The sequence below is a fragment of the Providencia sp. PROV197 genome (assembly GCF_028479625.1).
Taxonomy (GTDB): domain Bacteria; phylum Pseudomonadota; class Gammaproteobacteria; order Enterobacterales; family Enterobacteriaceae; genus Providencia; species Providencia vermicola.
Genome location: NZ_JAMPNZ010000010.1, coordinates 41,728 through 58,887, shown reverse-complemented (window position 1 = coordinate 58,887; position 17,160 = coordinate 41,728). Strand labels below are relative to the sequence as shown.

The window sequence follows — 17,160 nt, the reverse complement described above, 5'->3', positions numbered from 1 at the left end:
TTCAACCTGCAGTCAAACCTAATATCGGTTTGTCCGCAGTCTGATAGCGCCGATCGGCGCTATTTTTTTGTTGAATAATTTTTAATGGTTTGAAAGATTAACGCTAATAACTTTTGGTTATCAACTGATTGCAGCACCTTGATGGGTTTTGTTTTTAACGCTGGGATCCCCACGCGTAGTCGCAACGGCTCAAGACGGTAGCTTTTCCCTCTTAATGCCCCTTGTAACTCAATATCCACTTGCTGCAACTCATAAGTTACTACGCTTTTATCCAATAACCATGCGATGGTTAATACATCGTGGATCCAACACCCTGCAAGCTGCCGCGTTGTTCGTGAATAATCGATCCATGGGCGCATTGTGCTCACCAAAAACTGACTCAACGGTGAAGTGAGCTCAGCAAACCTATCAAGGTCACTATGCACCATCTGAGTTTGTACCGTTACATCCATAGGAACTAACGTGATATTCGCGCCGCTGTTTAATACGGCATGAGCCGCTTCTGGGTCTAGGCCAAAGTTGGTGTCTTTCACATAACCTGGCACATTAAATACGGCCCCCATAATAACAATTTCAGCAACATTAGCCGCGAGCTCAGGGAATAATTGCATCGCCATCGCAATATTAGTGAGAGGACCAATAGCGATAACTGTGATTTGGTTCGGATTTTCACAAACCAATTTGCCAATGCGCAAAGCTGCTTCAGGAATCGATTCAGGTAACACTGGCACAGAAGGAAGGTTGTCCCATAGATGAGTAAGCTTGGCTCTTTGTGCACCATTGTCTAACTGCTCCCGCCATGGCGCGCTAGCTTCGATTAAAGCAGATGATGCGCCTCGATAAACGGGGATATTTTCGTTTAATGAGCGCACCAAATGGCTGGCAACATTATACCCCACATTGCTAGGCGTATTGCCAGAAACCGTGGTGATCATCTCTAACTGGATTTCAGGTGCCGCAATCGCAAGTGCGAGTGCGAGCCCATCATCAACATTCGCGCCAGCAACCCCGTTTCCTGGATCACAATCAATAATTACACGCATAATTTTCCCTGAAATATTAAATCGTTAGCACCCACAAGAGTGCCCAATCTGTAATTCAAACTCGACCTCACATACGGCTTCTTTATATGGCCAGTTTTGTAAGATTTGTATCGCTTTTTCGGCAATTTTATCAACGGGTTGGCGGACTGTTGTCAGCGTAGGAACCGTATATTCAGATTGAACAGTACCGTTAAAACAAACCAGTGCAATATCCTCTGGAACACGCACTTTTAGCTCCGCTAACGCCTTTAAGCAACCGAAAGCCTGTAATTCATTTGTTGCAAAAATGGCTTCTGGCAACCCAACCTGCTGCATTTGATAAATTGCCTGATAGCCCCAATCGCGCGTATATTTCCCCGCTAAAATCCATTTTTGCTGTACTTGAAGGTTTGCTGTTGCCAATGCCTCTTGCCAGCCACTAAAGCGGTCTTGCGTATTAAGCATCTCATTTGGACCGCAAATAATGCCAATATTTTTATATCCATGCTCTATCAAATGGCGGGTGATTTTATAAGCGGCAAGTTTCTCATTCACTTGGATCGTACTCACACCTTCTGAAGCTTCCACCCTATCAAGCATCACACATGGTGTGCCTGACGACTGAATCAGGTCAATATAAGGATGCCTATCAACACTGGTGTAAATTAGCCCTTCAACTTGCCGTAACAACAAATTATTAATTAGCTCTTTTTCGCGAGCTCGCGAATCACCTGCATCCCCAAGTAATAAAACGTGGCCATGTTTAAAAGCTTCCCTTTGTAGTGCATGGGCTATCGAAGCCAGAAAAGGGTTTGAGATATCGGGGATCACTAGTCCATAAGTCTGCGTACTGCCTGATGCAAGTGCTTTTGCAATCCCATTGGGGCGATACCCCGTTTTCTTGATTGCTGCTAACACTTTTTGTTTTGTTGCTTCCGCAACGGGACGGGGACCGTTATTTATCACATAACTGACCACCGCAACCGATGTTCCCGCTTCGCGGGCAACATCTACCCGCGTCACTTTACGGCTATTTGCATCAGACACTCTGCATTCCTTATTCTGTTACCCTTACTTTCTCCAAAGAATAGCAGTCGTCTGGTCTTTTATATACCACTTATATGGCATCTTCAGGCAAGTTAAGGTCACGACCTCGTGTTTCTGGTGCAAAGAATGTTGTCACGAGGCCAATACACGCCATTCCTATGAAATAAATCGCAATTGGCCACCAATGCCCTGTCCAAGACAATAATGCCGCAGCGACCAGAGGCGCAGTACCACCAGATAAAATAGAACCGAGTTCTTTAGCGAAAGCCATTTTAGTATAGCGATTACGTACGCCAAATAACTCCACACCCCAAGCTGCTTGTACCCCGAAAATCCCCAGTGATGCTAACCCCATCCCAACCACAATCGTTGGGATAACAATCATTGGTTCACGGGAATCGAGCAACATAAAAGCAGGCACGGCATACAGCATCAACAAGAAGCAGAACCAACGGTAAACAATACGACGACCAAAGCGGTCAGATAACCAACCCGCGAATGGAATAATGGCAAACCCCAAAATTGATGCGATTAATACCGCCGTGGTGGGAACGGATTTATCCACCAGCAATATTTTTGTGACGTAGCCAATAATAAAACCTTGAGCAAGATAAGACGGGCCATTCTCGCCAATTCGCAAGCCAACCATCGTCCAAAATGCACGAGTTTTCTGCCAAAATGAGCGGTTATCAACAGCATGGATGATGGTGTCTGATTCCAATGCTTTACGGCGCTCTTCTGCGAGCAATTCTTTTTGGCGTTCAAATACGGGGGTTTCACGCATATGTTGGCGGATAATTAATGCGGCTAACGCAATTAAAATGCTACCGAGGAACGGAATACGCCAGCCCCAAGACATCAGGCTTTCCTTGTCCATTTGTAACACTATCAGCCAAATCATGGAGGCAAGTAATGTTCCACTGTTTGAGCCGAGCGCAATAATCGAGGAAACCAAACCTCGGCGTTTTACTGGTGCATACTCACCCAACATCACCGTACCACCAGATAACTCAGCCCCTGCACCTAACCCTTGAGCAAATCGCAAAATAACCAAACAGACTGGCGCCCAAACACCAATTTGTGCGTGGCTAGGTATCGCACCTATTAATGTGGTCGATAACCCCATTAATGCAATCGTGATCACCATGACCATTTTTCGGCCATGCTTATCACCTAACCAACCAAAAAATAATGCACCTATTGGGCGGGCGATAAACCCAACTGAATAGGCTGCAAAACTTGAGAGCAATGCCATAATCGGCGTCGCATCAGGGAAGAAAACATCACCAAAAATGATACCTGCCGCTAAACCATAAAGAGCAAAATCTGCGTACTCCATGGTTGTTCCTAACCAGCATGAGAAAATCGCTCGGCGGAAATCTTTCTTCCCTTCTGGAGTATTTAACCGCTCTTGTGCAGCTTGTTGATTAGTCTCAACATTTGATTGTGTGACCATAGTCATAAACCCTTGGTATTGGCGCAAAGCCGATTAATCAAGACAATATAGTTTGTGATTTTATTTACTTAAAGCATAGTCTACGCGCGTAGAATTAAGCAAACAAGGTGATCCTATTTTGTGAGCGTTATCACTTGATGATAGAAATATGAAATTTATATGACTGAAAATACAGGGGGAAATGACTGAAGGTAAAAACAGAAACCTCTCGAGCCCGCTAAGGCACAAGAGGTTGAGTCTCTAAAAATCGTTATTCTACCGCTCTATCTAAACGAATTTTCCGTTCTTCATAAATGGCCACAACGCCTAACATCACAATACCTACCGCTGTTGCAGCAAATAATAAATAGAAAGTATCTGACCAACCATGCAATGTGAGACCGCCCAGTGAAATGCCATCTCCTTTTGGGTCTGCAATACGGGAAACAAGAACTTTTGCCATCCCGTCGCCAAACAGGTAACCAAAGAAGCCAGGAATGGAGTTAACCACCGCTGTCGCACATTTCGGGGCAAAACCGATAATGGAGATACCAATTAAAATCACGGGGCCAAAAATAAAGAATCCTTCAAAAAACAGCGCAATATAGATTCCCCAGACACTGGTCATGTTCTGATAGGCTATCAATGGGAAAATCACTGAAATCATACACAACATGCCGAGCAACGCACGTCTTCCCCCCATTTTATCAGAGACATAACCCCATGTTAGTGAGCCTAAAAAGCCACCAAGTTCGAGCGCCGTGATTGTACCAATCGCAGAAATATCATCCCAGTTGAGCGCCATTTTAACATACGCCACACTCCAGTTGTCCACGCCAATCCGAATGGTGTACACACACAAGTTCGCAAAGCACAAAAACCAAACAGCTGGGTTTTTCAGCACATACTTAACAAAAATATCACGCTTAGTCATGCTTTCTGCCGCGGTATCTGCTTTAGACACAGGCTCATCAAAAATCTCTTCTGGCGTATTCCACCCTAACTCCGACGGGTCATCTTTCCCGAAAAACAGGCCAAAAGTTGCGATAACAGCGGCAAATAAAATAGGGAAAATAAACATCCCTGCCACATTACCGTTAAAGGCGTATTCCATTCCAAACAAAGCAATAGGACCAGCTAGGATTGCACCAATATTATGAGAAGCATTCCACCATGAAATATAACGACCTCGATTCTTTCTTGGCGTCCAGCGGTTAATGGTTGAATTCGAGCAAGGCCCACCGGGTGCTTGGAATAACCCAGTCAGCGCCCAGAGGAAAATAAATATCCCCAGCGAATGCCCTGAAGATAGCAAGAACATCCCTATGGCAAATGAAGAGGCGCAGGACAGCAATAACAAGAAACTGAGTATCTTCTTGGTATTCTTCCCGTCAATATAATAGGAAAGTAATACCCGCCCTAAGCTATAGGTGATCGAGAAACCGAACCCTACGGTGCCTAAATCACTTAACGTAAAATCCGTTTGTTCAATAATAAATGGTGTTGCTGCTTTGAAGTTATAACGTAAAAAGTAGATCCCTGTGTAGGCGAGGCACATCACCAAGAAGGGTTCCATAAATTTACGTAGCCATAAATCACGTTGTACAGAGAGAGGGACCTTGCCAATCGGGAGTCTTTTAATATCAAAAAAGGAAAGTTTAGAACTCATTTTATTGCCCTTTTATCGTTCTTAATTATTCTAATTATTTTATTTTTTAACTACTTAAGGAACGCATCAAGTTGCTGATAAACATCAGGACTCGACGCTAAAACATAACCTCCTTTCATCAGAAAATCGGGATTCGAAGAATAATCATTGGTCGTGCCGCCTGCTTCTTGGATTAATAACAACCCAGCGAGGCAGTCCCAAGAGTTGAGGTGTGGTTCGAAGTAGCCAATCAGCCGACCTGCCGCAACGTAAGCTAACATCAATGCCGCCGAGCCATTGCGTACAAACATGCCGTTCGCATGGAGTAACTTATCTAGAAATGGAATAATAGTTTCAGGTGGCATTCTGGTTGAAATGCCCACACCTAATAAACCTTCATTTAGAGAATGGGCAGGGGTCGCGTGCACACGTGTTTGATTGCAATAACAGCCATAGTTTCGCATTGCATGAAATAGGTCATCATGAACGGCATCATAAACTGCCGCAATCACTGTATTTTTGTGCTCATCAAGCAATGCGATGGAAACACACCAAGACGCAAGGCCAAAAATAAAAGCGCTGGTACCATCAATTGGGTCAACCACCCAGGTATAGCCTGACTTTCCTTGAGAAAAACCGCCTTCTTCACCAAAAATGGCGTCATCAGGGAAATGATGGTTAATTTTTTCGCGAATAAAATTTTCTGTGTTTTTATCCGCAACTGTAACAAGATCTTGCCCATCACCTTGTTTCTTTTCAATATTTAATTGCCCACGTTGATGGTAATAAACAACTGCCAGCTTCCCCGCGTCTATAGCAACTTTTTGAATGAACTGATACCTGCTCGAAATAGCGTCCATTTCAACCCCTTAAATTGAAATTATTATTTCGAACATTACATTTGTTGAACTATTTATTTTGTGATCGATTTCAAGGCATGAAAAATTAATGTTAATTTTATTTTATAAAAAATAGTTAATTTCGATGTTAGCTTATTGATATAACGATGACTAATCTCAAATTTTATATTTAAGAAATCAATTATTAAATTTCTATTGATAAAAATTAGAAATAAATAATTCAAAATATCATCTTTTTATGATTACTCTAGCTAAAAGACTTAAGCGAATTAAAAGAGAAATGAAAAGCCCAAAAGCCACTTTTTAAATACCCAGTGGCTTTTGGTGTTATTTCACATTTGAAAGGTAATCGACGATATCGCGTAAATAACGCCACTTCATCCAGACTTCATCATTAATTCCCTGCCCAGTATATTGCTCAATAGCAGTGATTAACTCTAACATTTCCAGCGAATCAATATGTACGTCTACGATCAGTGCAGAGTCCATAGTGTAGCTATTCGTGATCCCTGAATAAGTCCGTATTTGCTGGATTTGCTCCACCAGCCATAACCAATGAATGTTATTTGGTTTAATATCCATTTAACCCCTCACTGGCCTGTGGTGTAAGCATCTTTTTTGCTTTGATCGCGCGTCAATGCGCCTCGTTCCGTTAATGTCACCGGAGTCTCACTATTCGGCAGATAAGACGCTGTATCTACGACCACTTTTGTTGCTTCACGTGTACCACGATAAATTTCTTTATCCGATTGACTACGTGTTAATGCGCCCTCCGTTGATAATGTGACTTTGGTGGGCACTTCGCCGTTTCTTAAGTAGCTCCCTAAAAGATGACCATTTTTAGGTAAAAACTGCTGTATGGCCTCTTGTTTGGCTGATTGACGTTCTGGCTTTACCTTTGCCTGTGTATCTTGGTTGCCACGCAGCGTACTGGCAACAAAGCCCTTGCTCTGGTAAATAGAGTTATCCACCTTTGGAAATTCGTAATCAACTTCTGGCTCTTTCGCGGGTTGGCTTAATATCGTGTGCGACAGTTTCGCTATAAATTGATTTTTGACAGGTGCTAATACGGGAGCTTCGCTCTGTTTGGTCTGTTTAGACTCTTCGAGTGACGAGTGATCCACTTCGGGAGCTTCATGACTGATCTTCGTGATATTTTCACTGAGTGGAGAACTAAAGTAATAGTTATTTGTTGTGTTGTAACTACCTGATATATGACTGCTTGTCAAATCCGAGGATTGAGGCAACCCCCTTGCGCCATCAACTTCGTCCCCTAGTGGTGACGGTAACGGCTGGCTTTCTACTTTCGGTATTACGGCTCGCTCTTCCCAATTAACTTGCACTTTTAGTGTCTTAACAATTTCTAAGCTTTCTTCTAATACACTGAACATATTGTGCATATAATGAGCTTTATCAACAGATGGGCCATTTCCTGCGTTCTGATAAGCGCTATTTAAAACCGAGATTTCTGCTTGCTTATGTTTATTCTGCTCAGAGAGTAAACAATTATCCATTGAAAGCTGTTCTACCATTTCCACTGATAAGTGCGGTTTTAAAACATTTTTAAATTCTGGCCTAACATAAACCTCTTTAAACCTTTCTCCCATAGCAAGAAAATGATTGCCTTTAATACCAGACAAAGATTTCTGGATTTTTTTATCGAACTGTTCCAATGATTTTTGAAGGGTTGCTTTAAAATTATCATTCGTTGTTTGATTCAAACTCTGAACCATGTTTGCGGCGGACTCTAATAACCCATCCGCCATTTCATGAGGTTCCAGTAACGTTAAAATAATCAAACTACTTTCAGGGCGGTAATGCATAGCTTGTTGAGTTATATTTCCCATCCCACCAAAGTTTAATGCATTCATCACTATTTCCGCCGTGATATTATAACCACTTTTATTTAATAGCTCAGAAATAATAGAGGCCTGCTTGTGAACATTGAGATTATGCAAATCCTCTTTATTCATATTGGGTGTTTCGGTTTTTATATTACCTTCTCCGTTCAATGGTAATGCATTTGTTGAACTAGCAGGTAGAACAGAGGAAATATTATGTGCTATTGAATTACTGTTATTGACTAAATTCCTATTCATGTCCATGCTAGGAGTTACTGCATTTTTTAATATAGGAGAAATTGACATTATACAATACCCTCACAATAAATTATGATTTAATAATAAAAATTGTCGTACTTATAAATTAAAAATTAAAAATTAAAAATTAACTAAAGCACTATTATTTTGATTCAAGTCTCTAACTAGTTGAATGAGTAACTGAGTTAATGTCTCAAAATGGCTATTATCTTGCCGAAATGTTTCTAATAACCGGGAAACACTATTATTAACAGCATTTTTTTGGCTGTCTATTGCTGTTTGCATACTTTGAAATTGCTGAGACTGAACTTGTGCTCCATCTGTCCACCCATTAAGACCACGCACAGTATTAAATATTTCTACAATAGGTTTAAGATCTGGATATATTTTTACATGTGTTCCTGTTTTTTTAACTATAAAACCTTGACCCGATAATTTTTTTTCCCAAAATTCGAAAACGCCATTTTCTAATGGTAACTCTAGAAGGGGTGTCGCTTGGCTCTCATTAAGACTAAAGTTATTAAAATGGCCATTCAAGTGATTAGTATCATTTGGATTTCCTGTAAAAGGTCTCCCAGAATACTTTGCAGCGGCACTATTTAAATCTAAGATAAAACTTTTCGCATAGAATTCAATTTTACCATCGCTCCCCGCTTTCATATGATTACTTAGCTTACCAATCGCCGTATTAATATCTTGCATAAACTGAGTCGATGCTTTAATTAATTCACCATACTGTTTTTGATAGTTATCATGAATATTCTCAATCATTGTTTCTAACCCCTTAATATGAGGTCGACCATCAATTACAGTGTCTGATACACTTCGTTTTTCACGTTTTAATGCTTTATATGAGTCTGAGGAAATATTTGAAACTAGATTTGTATGGCTTATTTCCTTTTCAATATCGTTAAATGAGACTGATTTTCTATAAGAAGCTTCATTCAATTCCAAACCACCCAATTGTCTCGCTAGCACCATTCCTTGTTCATAAGGATCTGCGTCTAAGTCTATGGCAAATTCATTTCCATTCTGGTGGGTTATCGTTTCCTGTTTTCCAACAACAGCTGCATTCTTTACTTCTGGATACCCAATATAATTTCGTTGAAATAATACTTCCATGGTTAGCCCCTTACAACACTCTGAAATGTTCGCAAATTAGCCTCTCTAATTTCACGTAAATACTCACTCATTTGCTTCACAAGGTCTTTATCTTTATCTACTTGTTTATCTTTATCTGCTGAAATAGTACGTGCGATATCAGCCGTCGCCTGTTGCTTCATTTTATTTGCTTCTTCTTCTTTAACGCTAATTTGAGTCCCTGATGTCACCATTTGTCCTGCATTATCGGATAGGCGCCCGCCTTGTTCTGCTATGCTGCTGTATGTTCTCGATTTATTCACAATACGATCATGCTCTTGGCTTTCCGCCAGCCCTAACTTATTAGTCTTTTGTGCAGATTCTGCATTTCGTTGATTTACTAAGTTTTTCTGAGTTGAACTTGGGCTGTCCACCATATCTATTGAGCTGCCATCTTTACCTTTAAGGCTAATCGTATTATTTTTCGTCGAAGCCCCACTTTGACTTAATGCCTTCAAGTTATCAGTTAAAGCGCTATTTTGGTTCGCCTTCACCAAATTAGTATTTGTCGATTTAAGTTGTGTGTGCAGTGATTTAGCTTGAACCAACCCACTTCCCAAACTCACAGCAAAAGAAGTACAGAACCCTGCCAATGAACTATAAAATGCTTTTTCACCTTCTTTAATGGTAGAGTCTGCAGCGGCCTCTACCATTTTGGCATTTAATGATAAGAAATCGGCGCTAATTCGACGATCGGAGATATTCAGTTCAGATAATACTTTACGAACAATTGAGCTTAACGCTAATAATATATCACTGCTAATAATCCCAATGAATTGGTTTGATTTTAATTCTCCTGTCGACTTAATTTCATTCTCTTTAAGTTCTACATTGCTTTGGCTATTATTGAAAGCATCTTTAAGTAATGAACTTCCTAATATTACCTGTACAGCAAGCCCTATTTGCTTTATTTCTATTTCATCAGGTAATTGGGCTGTTTGGAAAGCTTGCTCGGAAATGTTTATCTCTTCTGCTAATACTTTAGCCACTAATTGCTGCATTTTTTCTGGTGTAATCGTAATAAATTGATGAACATCCCCCAGTAATGCCATTCTTTCTGAAGCACCTAATAAGGTTAATGCCTCTAATATGTGCTCCACATTAATATCTTTTATTGCGATCGCTTCTTTAAGTTCAATTTTTTCTGTACTGATTTGTTTCGCTAACAAATCGATTTCTTGTACCGTCACTACTTTTTTAGGTGTAATGCCTTCTAAACTCGAGTCATTTAATGCTGTCGATATAATCGAAGCATGGTTATTGGCTAATATATTTATAATGCTTTCTTTATTAGTATTAATTTCCATTTTTTCCTCTCAGTTTTTACCCAAAACGTGCCATTTTCAACATTTCAACTTTTTGGTTATTCGACTCCTGAAGAGAGCCCAAAATACCGTTGAACATTTCACTTAACTTCTCTGTTTCTTTTGACATTGCTTTGATAAGAGCATTAAGCAGCTCTGTTAATGCTTGAATTGACGCATCATTCAGCATCATACCCGCCAACATTGCTTTCATATCACGTATATTCGCGGCAGCATCTAAACGTAGTCCACCCGTTGCTGCCGTATTTGTAATACTCATAACAGCACCAGTGCCTTTCATTGCAACTTCAAGACGAGCCATGCCCACACTTTGTTTATTTACGCTATCAACGACATGCTTAGCACTTGAAGACACATCAGTAATATCATCAAATTTGTCTGATAATTTAGCGAATTTGGATAGGCTTACCACGCTATCACCACTGTCCGCGACCGAGTCACCGACCTTCACCATTTGGCCACCAATGGACACAACGTCTGACGATTTATCCGCTTTATCTGCAATTTGGCTAATCGCTTTCGCAGTATGTTTTACTTCATCAAATTTATCCGACAATTTAGCGAGTTTAGAAAGCTTTGCCATACTATCAGCGCTATCTGCCACTTTAGTCGATATGTTACCGAGTGCATTGGTTAAACTTTTAGGCACTGATTTGATAATACCTTTTATCATTTTCGGTATGTTTTTTATCATGCTCGGAATACTTTTTATCGCAGAGCCCATTGAAAGCAGGGAAAGTGCCAAAAAAGCAATTGCTGCGACAATCATGCCAACAATGCTGCCAATTTGTTTAGCCTTCTCCTCTGGTACACCAAACTCAATCAGCATGTTCGTCACAACATAAGAAATTTGGTCAGCTAACATTTGCATTAGGCTGCTATGACCTGTTTCTTCTAATACAATATCTGTAACCGCTATCGCAATCCCTATAGCAGCAACGGCTAATGTAAGTGGCGTCGCTGCCCCAAGCGTTGCAACCGTGGCAATAACTGAAACAGCCAACAAAATATAACTAAAGATTTTACTCGTGCATGAAGCCGCTTTATTCGCTTCAGCCGCTTTACGTTCGGACGCCTCCGCTTCTTGCGCTTTTTTTTCCGAGTCTCTACGAGAAGCCTCATTGATTTTCATCATGACTTCTTCTTGTTCTTTCATGTTACGAACAGAGTCTTCGCTAATCGCTTTTTTGAGTTGAGCTGTCAACAAGGTCAACAATGCCAACGTGTTTTCCCATTTATCACCATCCAGCTCAACATTTCGGGGGGTAGTTTCTATAAATTGAGTTAGTTTGTTACGGTTATCGTCACAAATCTTAGTTAACTCGATAGATTTATCAGCTAACCCTTCAAAATCACGTTGTAACGTATCAATTTTTAAATTAAATTCATTTTTTTGATTAGTTAATAAAACAGATGAGGCTTCCAATGTTGCCTGTTCATTGGTTAATTGATTAAATTGTGTATTCAACTCTGCAATCTTTGCTTCAGCGGCAACTTCAACTTGATAGGCTTCTTCTGTTATCGGCTTTTCTAAAGCGTTTATCTGCGCTAATATTTTTTTATTTTCGGCTAATTCAAGTTTAATATTAGCCAAACGATCTTTATTATTCGTAATGGTTTGTTGAAGATTTTTTTGCTTATCTGTGATGTTGTTTAACTGCTCTTTCGCGAGATTTAAGTTTTTTTCAACCTCTAGGGTCTGAATAGTGTATCTCTCAGCTTCCTTTGCTGAATTTGCAAATGAATTAAGTAATTCACTACCTTGATTACGTAAAGCCTCTGATTCGGCATTGATTAATTCAAGTCTATTTTTTAATTCACCTAAGTTACCTTCATGTAATAATTGACGCAGTGTTGAAAATGTTTCAATAAGTAATGCGGTTCCATTAAAGCCTTTTTGTGATTTTGAGCCTGCTATTTGTGGACTCATTTTCATCATCATCATTTTTGGTTTTAATAATTTAGGAATATTTTCATTGCGCTGCTTTTTCATCTGCTCTGTAGATGTCAACTCCTCACAGGCTATTTCTAATGCTAATACTGATTTAACACTTTCATCTCCAGTCCCTAATGGGTTACTGTTTTGTAAAAAGGTATAAATGTTTTTTATTCGTTCATTATTACCAAGGTTTGTAATATCGACCATATCATTTCCTCGTTATATTCTAGAATCTGTTGAATCCGTTTTTTCTGGCGAGTCTTTCTTTAATGAATTTAAATAGGCTTTTGATTTTTTTTGTAAATCAGCATTTTCACTACTCGCTACAACGCTTTCAAAACAGTGCAATGCCGCACTACTTTTTTTCATCATCAAATTGCATTGCCCTGCATGGAACAACGGCCGATAATCATTTTTAGCCAGTACAAATGCCAAAGCGTATAACTCTGTAGCTTTATCATAACGTTTAGTCAACTGATAAACCGCAGCAAGCCCCATCACATAGTCAGTATTATAAAAATCATAAATACTTAGAAATCGGAAAAAAGTCTCTGCTTCTTTTAATTTACCTTGTTGATAAAACTCATAAGCATAAGAATAAATTCCATCCATTGTGCATTGAGGAATACCGTGTATATCTTTATAAGTTGCACCATCCATTAGTGCTGTCGTAATATTTCCGAGTAATTCTTCCATATCAATATCTTGTTTTTCATCATGTTGAATATTATTCATATATTTACCTTATTTTTGAATATTTAATATATGATGCTGTTATCTTTTTGCATCATAATTAATCAATTTCTTCGTGGCTTTAAAAAAACGATTTAATCTATATATTGTTATTTTTCATTTAGAAAAATTTATAATTTAATGCCGCCATTTTCGGCTAATTTTCCTAATGCATCATCAACATCAATACCCATTTTGACTAATTCAACTCTAATTAGCCAGGATATGACTTGCATGATTTCTTCTAGCCCTGAGTCGTCAATAAAACTATCTTTTTTATATAACCGCCAAACCTTTCGAGCTAATGGGATATCACGGACAATAGGAATACCTTGCTGCTGTGCATATTTGATAATGGCCTTCGCATATATTCCTTTACTTTTAGAAAACAAAAAGGGTAATGGTGCAATATCCGAATCGTAATAAATTAACATTGCAATATGTGTGGGATTAGCCATCACAAATGTAGAATTACGCACATTTGATTTAACTTCTTCAGAAAGTAATTCTTGATGTAAACCTCGTCGCGCACTCTTAATCTGAGGGTCACCTTCATTGTCTTTGTGCTCTTTCTTTACCTCTTGTTTTTCCATTTTTAAGTTTTTAATAAATAAGAAAAATTCAGTAATCATATCAACGATAATAATTAGTAATGCTACGGCTAAAAATACAATGATAAAGGTCGTTGATAAATCTGCCCATTGCTGGATCATGCCTTCAATGGTAGTCCGATAAAGCATAAAAATGTCATGTCGCCAAAGATAGAAAAAAACCAATGCGGAGACAACAAAGACAAGCAAGTATAAAATAGCTTTAATAAGTTCTTTTAACGAGTTCAAAGAAAATATTTTTTTTAGCCCTGCAATAGGATTTAATTTTGTTAAATCCAGTTTTATTGCCTCTGTCGCTAGCCTAAAACGGCTCTGTAATAATGAGACCAACGTTCCAGCTAAAAAACACGCCAATAAAACTGGTAATAAAATACCAATAAAAACAATAAAGAATTCCCAAAGTAATGTATCAATATTTATATTATTTGGAGACAGTAATATCTTTTTTGTTAATAGACCCAAGTCAGATAAACTTGTCATACCATCAAAGATAAAAGCACTAACGACTAATACAATCGCGGCAACTGAATCTTTGCTTTTATAGCTTTGTCCTTTCTTTGCTGAATCCTTTATTTTTTTATCAGTAGGCTTCTCTGTTTTTTCTGCCATAATAATTAAACTGTATACCGTTAATTAGAAAGAAAAATCGTATTCAATGGCGTTAATGAAATCATATTCATTAATATATCTGGCACTTCATTTTGGAAATAAAGTAAAAATACAATAAACGCAATAGTCGACTTTATTGCTAATGACAATGAAAATGCATTCAACTGTGGGCAAAAACGGGAATATAACCCAAGAGCTACCTCGGTAATAAATAAGGTTACAATTATTGGAGCAGCTAAAATCACACCTTTAAGAACCATACTATTTAACCATTCCCCTAATGCTAAGCTATTAAAAGAGGAAAAACCTTGTCCCAGTGGTAGTAAATGGTAGCTCTGAGCAAATATAGTTGAAAGTTGGTACATTCCCCCTTGAGATAAAAATACCATGCACACAATATAGCTCAAGAATACAGCCAGCTCTGAAGCTTCAGTCCCACTTGCTGGGTCAATAATACTACTGATCGTTTCACCTCGCTGCGTGTCAATCAATTCACCGATCACATTAGCAATCATGAAAGGTAGGCCTAAAATAAAAGCCAATGTTAAACCAACAACGATTTCAAATAAAAAAACTTCAGCTAACCCTACTTGCTCCCCTTGAAGATCTACTCCCATAAAAAAAGGCCACAACCCCAAGGCAATATAAATCACGACACAATTTTTAATAATCCCGCCATTTAGCAGTTTATTGCTAAAAAAAGGCAAAAAAAACATAACAGGTGCAATTCTTAACCAAGCTAATGCTAACTTAATTAGTCCTTGCTGGAACAAAAAAAACAAATAGGATGCTAGCGAAACTAACTCTTGGCTCATTACAGTAGCCCTACCGCAGGGATCGCCATACGGATCGCCTCCGTGGCATAATTCATCACTTTATCGGCTAACCACCCTGAAATCATAAATAGTGAACCAAATACCGCCAATAATTTAATACCAAAAGGGAGAGTTTGTTCTTGAAGCTGAGTTACCGTTTGTATTAATCCCACTAATAACCCTACTACTGTCGCAACAATAACTGGGATCGCAGATAAGATAACAATTAATAACATCGCCTTATTACTAACATACACGATTTCGTCCATATCAATATTCCACGTCAATGCTGAGCTAATTCAATATATTGCATCACCAACCCTTTAGAAATTAATGTCCATCCATCGATAGCAACGAATAAAATTAATTTTACAGGGATAGAAATCGTCACTGGACTCATCATCATCATACCGAGTGCAAGCAAAATACTGGAGATGACTAAATCAATCACCACAAAAGGCAGGTAAATATAAAAACCAATTTCAAATGCGGATTTAATCTCACTGAGTGCATATGCGGGTAATAAAGAAAATAAAGTTGGAGGCGTACCATCCTCATGAATTTCTTCTTCGCTACGTCCCTGCTGTATTGACTCAAAAAAATTAACTAGCTGTGGTTCTGAATATTTCTGTAAATAGCTCTTATAGCGCCCCAGTCCATCATCAACAAAGTGATCTATGGACTCCACATTGCTAAAATCAACACTTTCTTGACGCATATAATTGTTCACATCTTGCAATACCGGCATCATAACAAAAATGGATAATAATAAAGCTATCGCATTTAATACCATGGTTGATGGTACCTGTTGTACGCCTATCGCATTACGCACCATAACTAATACAATCGATATTTTTAAATAACACGTACCTGCTGCAATAATAAAGGGGAGTAGTGTTGAAAATGCAATAAGTGCTAATAAAGGTATTTCTTGTGGAACCGTTGGCATATTATACCCTTTTATCACCGAGACTAATTATGCGGGTAATTTCTAAGCCTAATTCACTCTCACCATCTAAATAAATCAGTTCTCCTTCTGCCACTAATTGCTTATTGGCGTATATCTTTACCTCTCGTTCTTTATTTTCACCAATGGAAAATACTGAACCAAGTTGTATATTACCAAGCTCTGTAACAGGAATATCACTGTGGCCAAGTACAAACGTTAATTTAATACTCATATCTGCCATATTAAATGGACGTTCAATTTCATCTTGATAATCGTCCACCAATTGAATATTTTCACCATCTTCTGGAGACAATATTTCTTCAATCATAAATAAACCTTCTTCTTGTTTTTGAAACCGTGCAAATACACGTTCGCCAACCAACATATGCAGTTGTAATTGTTGAATACAAAGCGCATCACCTAACGCTAAAGTACGCAAGAGTGACAAGCTAATATGGCTGTATCCTAAAACCCAATCTGCCGATACTGAGACATTAGTGATGCCATTATCGGCTTGCTCTCGCACCGCTAGGCCATCAAATGGAGTACACAGCAGTACCTCACCGAGACAGGTTTCTTTTGCCGATAATCTGAATCCTTGAATATCATTACCATCAATGATTTCTACCGAAGAACATGTAAACTGCCCCTCAAAAAAATGTTGATGCTTGTTTTCAAACATAAAAACATTGCACAGCGTATCAACACTCAAGTTACCCCACGCGTAATGAACAAGTTCTGGCCAACGATGCTGACACCATTTTTCAATCTGAACTAATACGTTTACTCGCTGCAATTTATTCTGTAAACACACTCTAAAATAACGTTGTCCTGAGTGAGTGAGAGAATTAACCACATCAACGTGATATTGCTGCTGCCAAATTTTTAGTTGCTTTTCTTGCTGACCAACTCGTCGAATTTTCAACATA

General features: G+C 38.8%; 16 protein-coding genes. All 16 read right to left on the bottom strand.

Annotated elements, in window-relative coordinates:
• Positions 1-59 precede the first annotated feature (59 nt).
• Positions 60-1,043 carry a nucleoside hydrolase gene (locus tag PR808_RS05520; RefSeq protein WP_206085120.1) on the bottom strand — a complete coding sequence of 328 codons (984 nt, stop codon included), beginning with the start codon at positions 1,041-1,043 and terminating at the stop codon, positions 60-62.
• 24 nt (positions 1,044-1,067) lie between these two features.
• Positions 1,068-2,069: a LacI family DNA-binding transcriptional regulator gene (locus PR808_RS05515; RefSeq protein WP_206085121.1), complete on the bottom strand. Its 1,002-nt coding sequence runs from the start codon at positions 2,067-2,069 to the stop codon at positions 1,068-1,070.
• 70 nt (positions 2,070-2,139) lie between these two features.
• Positions 2,140-3,525, bottom strand: coding sequence for an MFS transporter (locus PR808_RS05510; protein ID WP_272538894.1), 1,386 nt, complete (start codon positions 3,523-3,525; stop codon positions 2,140-2,142).
• Positions 3,526-3,775: 250 nt separating this feature from the next.
• Positions 3,776-5,173 (bottom strand): hexose-6-phosphate:phosphate antiporter, encoded by a 1,398-nt coding sequence (gene uhpT / locus PR808_RS05505; protein ID WP_206085123.1) that lies wholly within the window; start codon positions 5,171-5,173, stop codon positions 3,776-3,778.
• A gap of 50 nt (positions 5,174-5,223) precedes the next feature.
• A complete protein-coding gene (locus PR808_RS05500; RefSeq protein ID WP_272538893.1) occupies positions 5,224-6,012 on the bottom strand; it encodes an inositol monophosphatase family protein in 789 nt (262 codons plus the stop codon).
• 327 nt (positions 6,013-6,339) lie between these two features.
• Positions 6,340-6,594, bottom strand: a complete 255-nt coding sequence (locus PR808_RS05495) for an acyl carrier protein (protein WP_272538892.1) — start codon at positions 6,592-6,594, stop codon at positions 6,340-6,342.
• An 8-nt stretch (positions 6,595-6,602) separates the two neighbouring features.
• Positions 6,603-8,159 (bottom strand): hypothetical protein, encoded by a 1,557-nt coding sequence (locus tag PR808_RS05490; protein ID WP_272538891.1) that lies wholly within the window; start codon positions 8,157-8,159, stop codon positions 6,603-6,605.
• Between the two features lie 72 nt (positions 8,160-8,231).
• Positions 8,232-9,233: an IpaD/SipD/SspD family type III secretion system needle tip protein gene (locus tag PR808_RS05485; RefSeq protein ID WP_272538890.1), complete on the bottom strand. Its 1,002-nt coding sequence runs from the start codon at positions 9,231-9,233 to the stop codon at positions 8,232-8,234.
• A gap of 2 nt (positions 9,234-9,235) precedes the next feature.
• On the bottom strand, positions 9,236-10,558 hold the full coding sequence (locus tag PR808_RS05480; protein WP_272538889.1) for a type III secretion target, IpaC/SipC family protein: 1,323 nt from the start codon (positions 10,556-10,558) through the stop codon (positions 9,236-9,238).
• A 16-nt stretch (positions 10,559-10,574) separates the two neighbouring features.
• Positions 10,575-12,722, bottom strand: a complete 2,148-nt coding sequence (gene sctE, locus PR808_RS05475) for a type III secretion system translocon subunit SctE (RefSeq protein WP_272538888.1) — start codon at positions 12,720-12,722, stop codon at positions 10,575-10,577.
• Positions 12,723-12,734: 12 nt separating this feature from the next.
• A complete protein-coding gene (sicA, locus tag PR808_RS05470; protein ID WP_272538887.1) occupies positions 12,735-13,250 on the bottom strand; it encodes a type III secretion system translocator chaperone SicA in 516 nt (171 codons plus the stop codon).
• 128 nt (positions 13,251-13,378) lie between these two features.
• Entirely contained in the window at positions 13,379-14,467 is a 1,089-nt protein-coding gene (locus PR808_RS05465; protein WP_272538886.1) for an EscU/YscU/HrcU family type III secretion system export apparatus switch protein, read from the bottom strand.
• A 20-nt stretch (positions 14,468-14,487) separates the two neighbouring features.
• Complete coding sequence (gene sctT / locus PR808_RS05460) at positions 14,488-15,282, bottom strand: type III secretion system export apparatus subunit SctT (protein ID WP_272538885.1); 795 nt, start codon at positions 15,280-15,282, stop codon at positions 14,488-14,490.
• The gene (gene sctS, locus PR808_RS05455) at positions 15,282-15,551 is read right to left on the bottom strand and encodes a type III secretion system export apparatus subunit SctS (RefSeq protein WP_206085133.1); all 270 of its coding nucleotides are present in this window, start codon (positions 15,549-15,551) and stop codon (positions 15,282-15,284) included. Before sctS ends, sctT begins: the two co-directional genes overlap by 1 nt.
• A gap of 14 nt (positions 15,552-15,565) precedes the next feature.
• The gene (locus tag PR808_RS05450; RefSeq protein WP_206085134.1) at positions 15,566-16,231 is read right to left on the bottom strand and encodes an EscR/YscR/HrcR family type III secretion system export apparatus protein; all 666 of its coding nucleotides are present in this window, start codon (positions 16,229-16,231) and stop codon (positions 15,566-15,568) included.
• A 1-nt stretch (position 16,232) separates the two neighbouring features.
• On the bottom strand, positions 16,233-17,159 hold the full coding sequence (locus PR808_RS05445) for a FliM/FliN family flagellar motor switch protein (RefSeq protein WP_272538884.1): 927 nt from the start codon (positions 17,157-17,159) through the stop codon (positions 16,233-16,235).
• Position 17,160 lies beyond the last annotated feature (1 nt).

What these genes read in the sequence shown, in the direction of transcription:
- PR808_RS05520 (WP_206085120.1), bottom strand. Translation starts at nt 1,043, where the DNA reads ATGCGTGTAATTATTGATTGTGATCCAGGAAACGGGGTTGCTGGCGCG.
- PR808_RS05510 (WP_272538894.1), bottom strand. Translation starts at nt 3,525, where the DNA reads ATGGTCACACAATCAAATGTTGAGACTAATCAACAAGCTGCACAAGAG.
- uhpT (WP_206085123.1), bottom strand. Translation starts at nt 5,173, where the DNA reads ATGAGTTCTAAACTTTCCTTTTTTGATATTAAAAGACTCCCGATTGGC.
- PR808_RS05500 (WP_272538893.1), bottom strand. Translation starts at nt 6,012, where the DNA reads ATGGACGCTATTTCGAGCAGGTATCAGTTCATTCAAAAAGTTGCTATA.
- PR808_RS05495 (WP_272538892.1), bottom strand. Translation starts at nt 6,594, where the DNA reads ATGGATATTAAACCAAATAACATTCATTGGTTATGGCTGGTGGAGCAA.
- PR808_RS05490 (WP_272538891.1), bottom strand. Translation starts at nt 8,159, where the DNA reads ATGTCAATTTCTCCTATATTAAAAAATGCAGTAACTCCTAGCATGGAC.
- PR808_RS05485 (WP_272538890.1), bottom strand. Translation starts at nt 9,233, where the DNA reads ATGGAAGTATTATTTCAACGAAATTATATTGGGTATCCAGAAGTAAAG.
- PR808_RS05480 (WP_272538889.1), bottom strand. Translation starts at nt 10,558, where the DNA reads ATGGAAATTAATACTAATAAAGAAAGCATTATAAATATATTAGCCAAT.
- sctE (WP_272538888.1), bottom strand. Translation starts at nt 12,722, where the DNA reads ATGGTCGATATTACAAACCTTGGTAATAATGAACGAATAAAAAACATT.
- sicA (WP_272538887.1), bottom strand. Translation starts at nt 13,250, where the DNA reads ATGAATAATATTCAACATGATGAAAAACAAGATATTGATATGGAAGAA.
- PR808_RS05465 (WP_272538886.1), bottom strand. Translation starts at nt 14,467, where the DNA reads ATGGCAGAAAAAACAGAGAAGCCTACTGATAAAAAAATAAAGGATTCA.
- sctT (WP_272538885.1), bottom strand. Translation starts at nt 15,282, where the DNA reads ATGAGCCAAGAGTTAGTTTCGCTAGCATCCTATTTGTTTTTTTTGTTC.
- sctS (WP_206085133.1), bottom strand. Translation starts at nt 15,551, where the DNA reads ATGGACGAAATCGTGTATGTTAGTAATAAGGCGATGTTATTAATTGTT.
- PR808_RS05450 (WP_206085134.1), bottom strand. Translation starts at nt 16,231, where the DNA reads ATGCCAACGGTTCCACAAGAAATACCTTTATTAGCACTTATTGCATTT.
- PR808_RS05445 (WP_272538884.1), bottom strand. Translation starts at nt 17,159, where the DNA reads ATGTTGAAAATTCGACGAGTTGGTCAGCAAGAAAAGCAACTAAAAATT.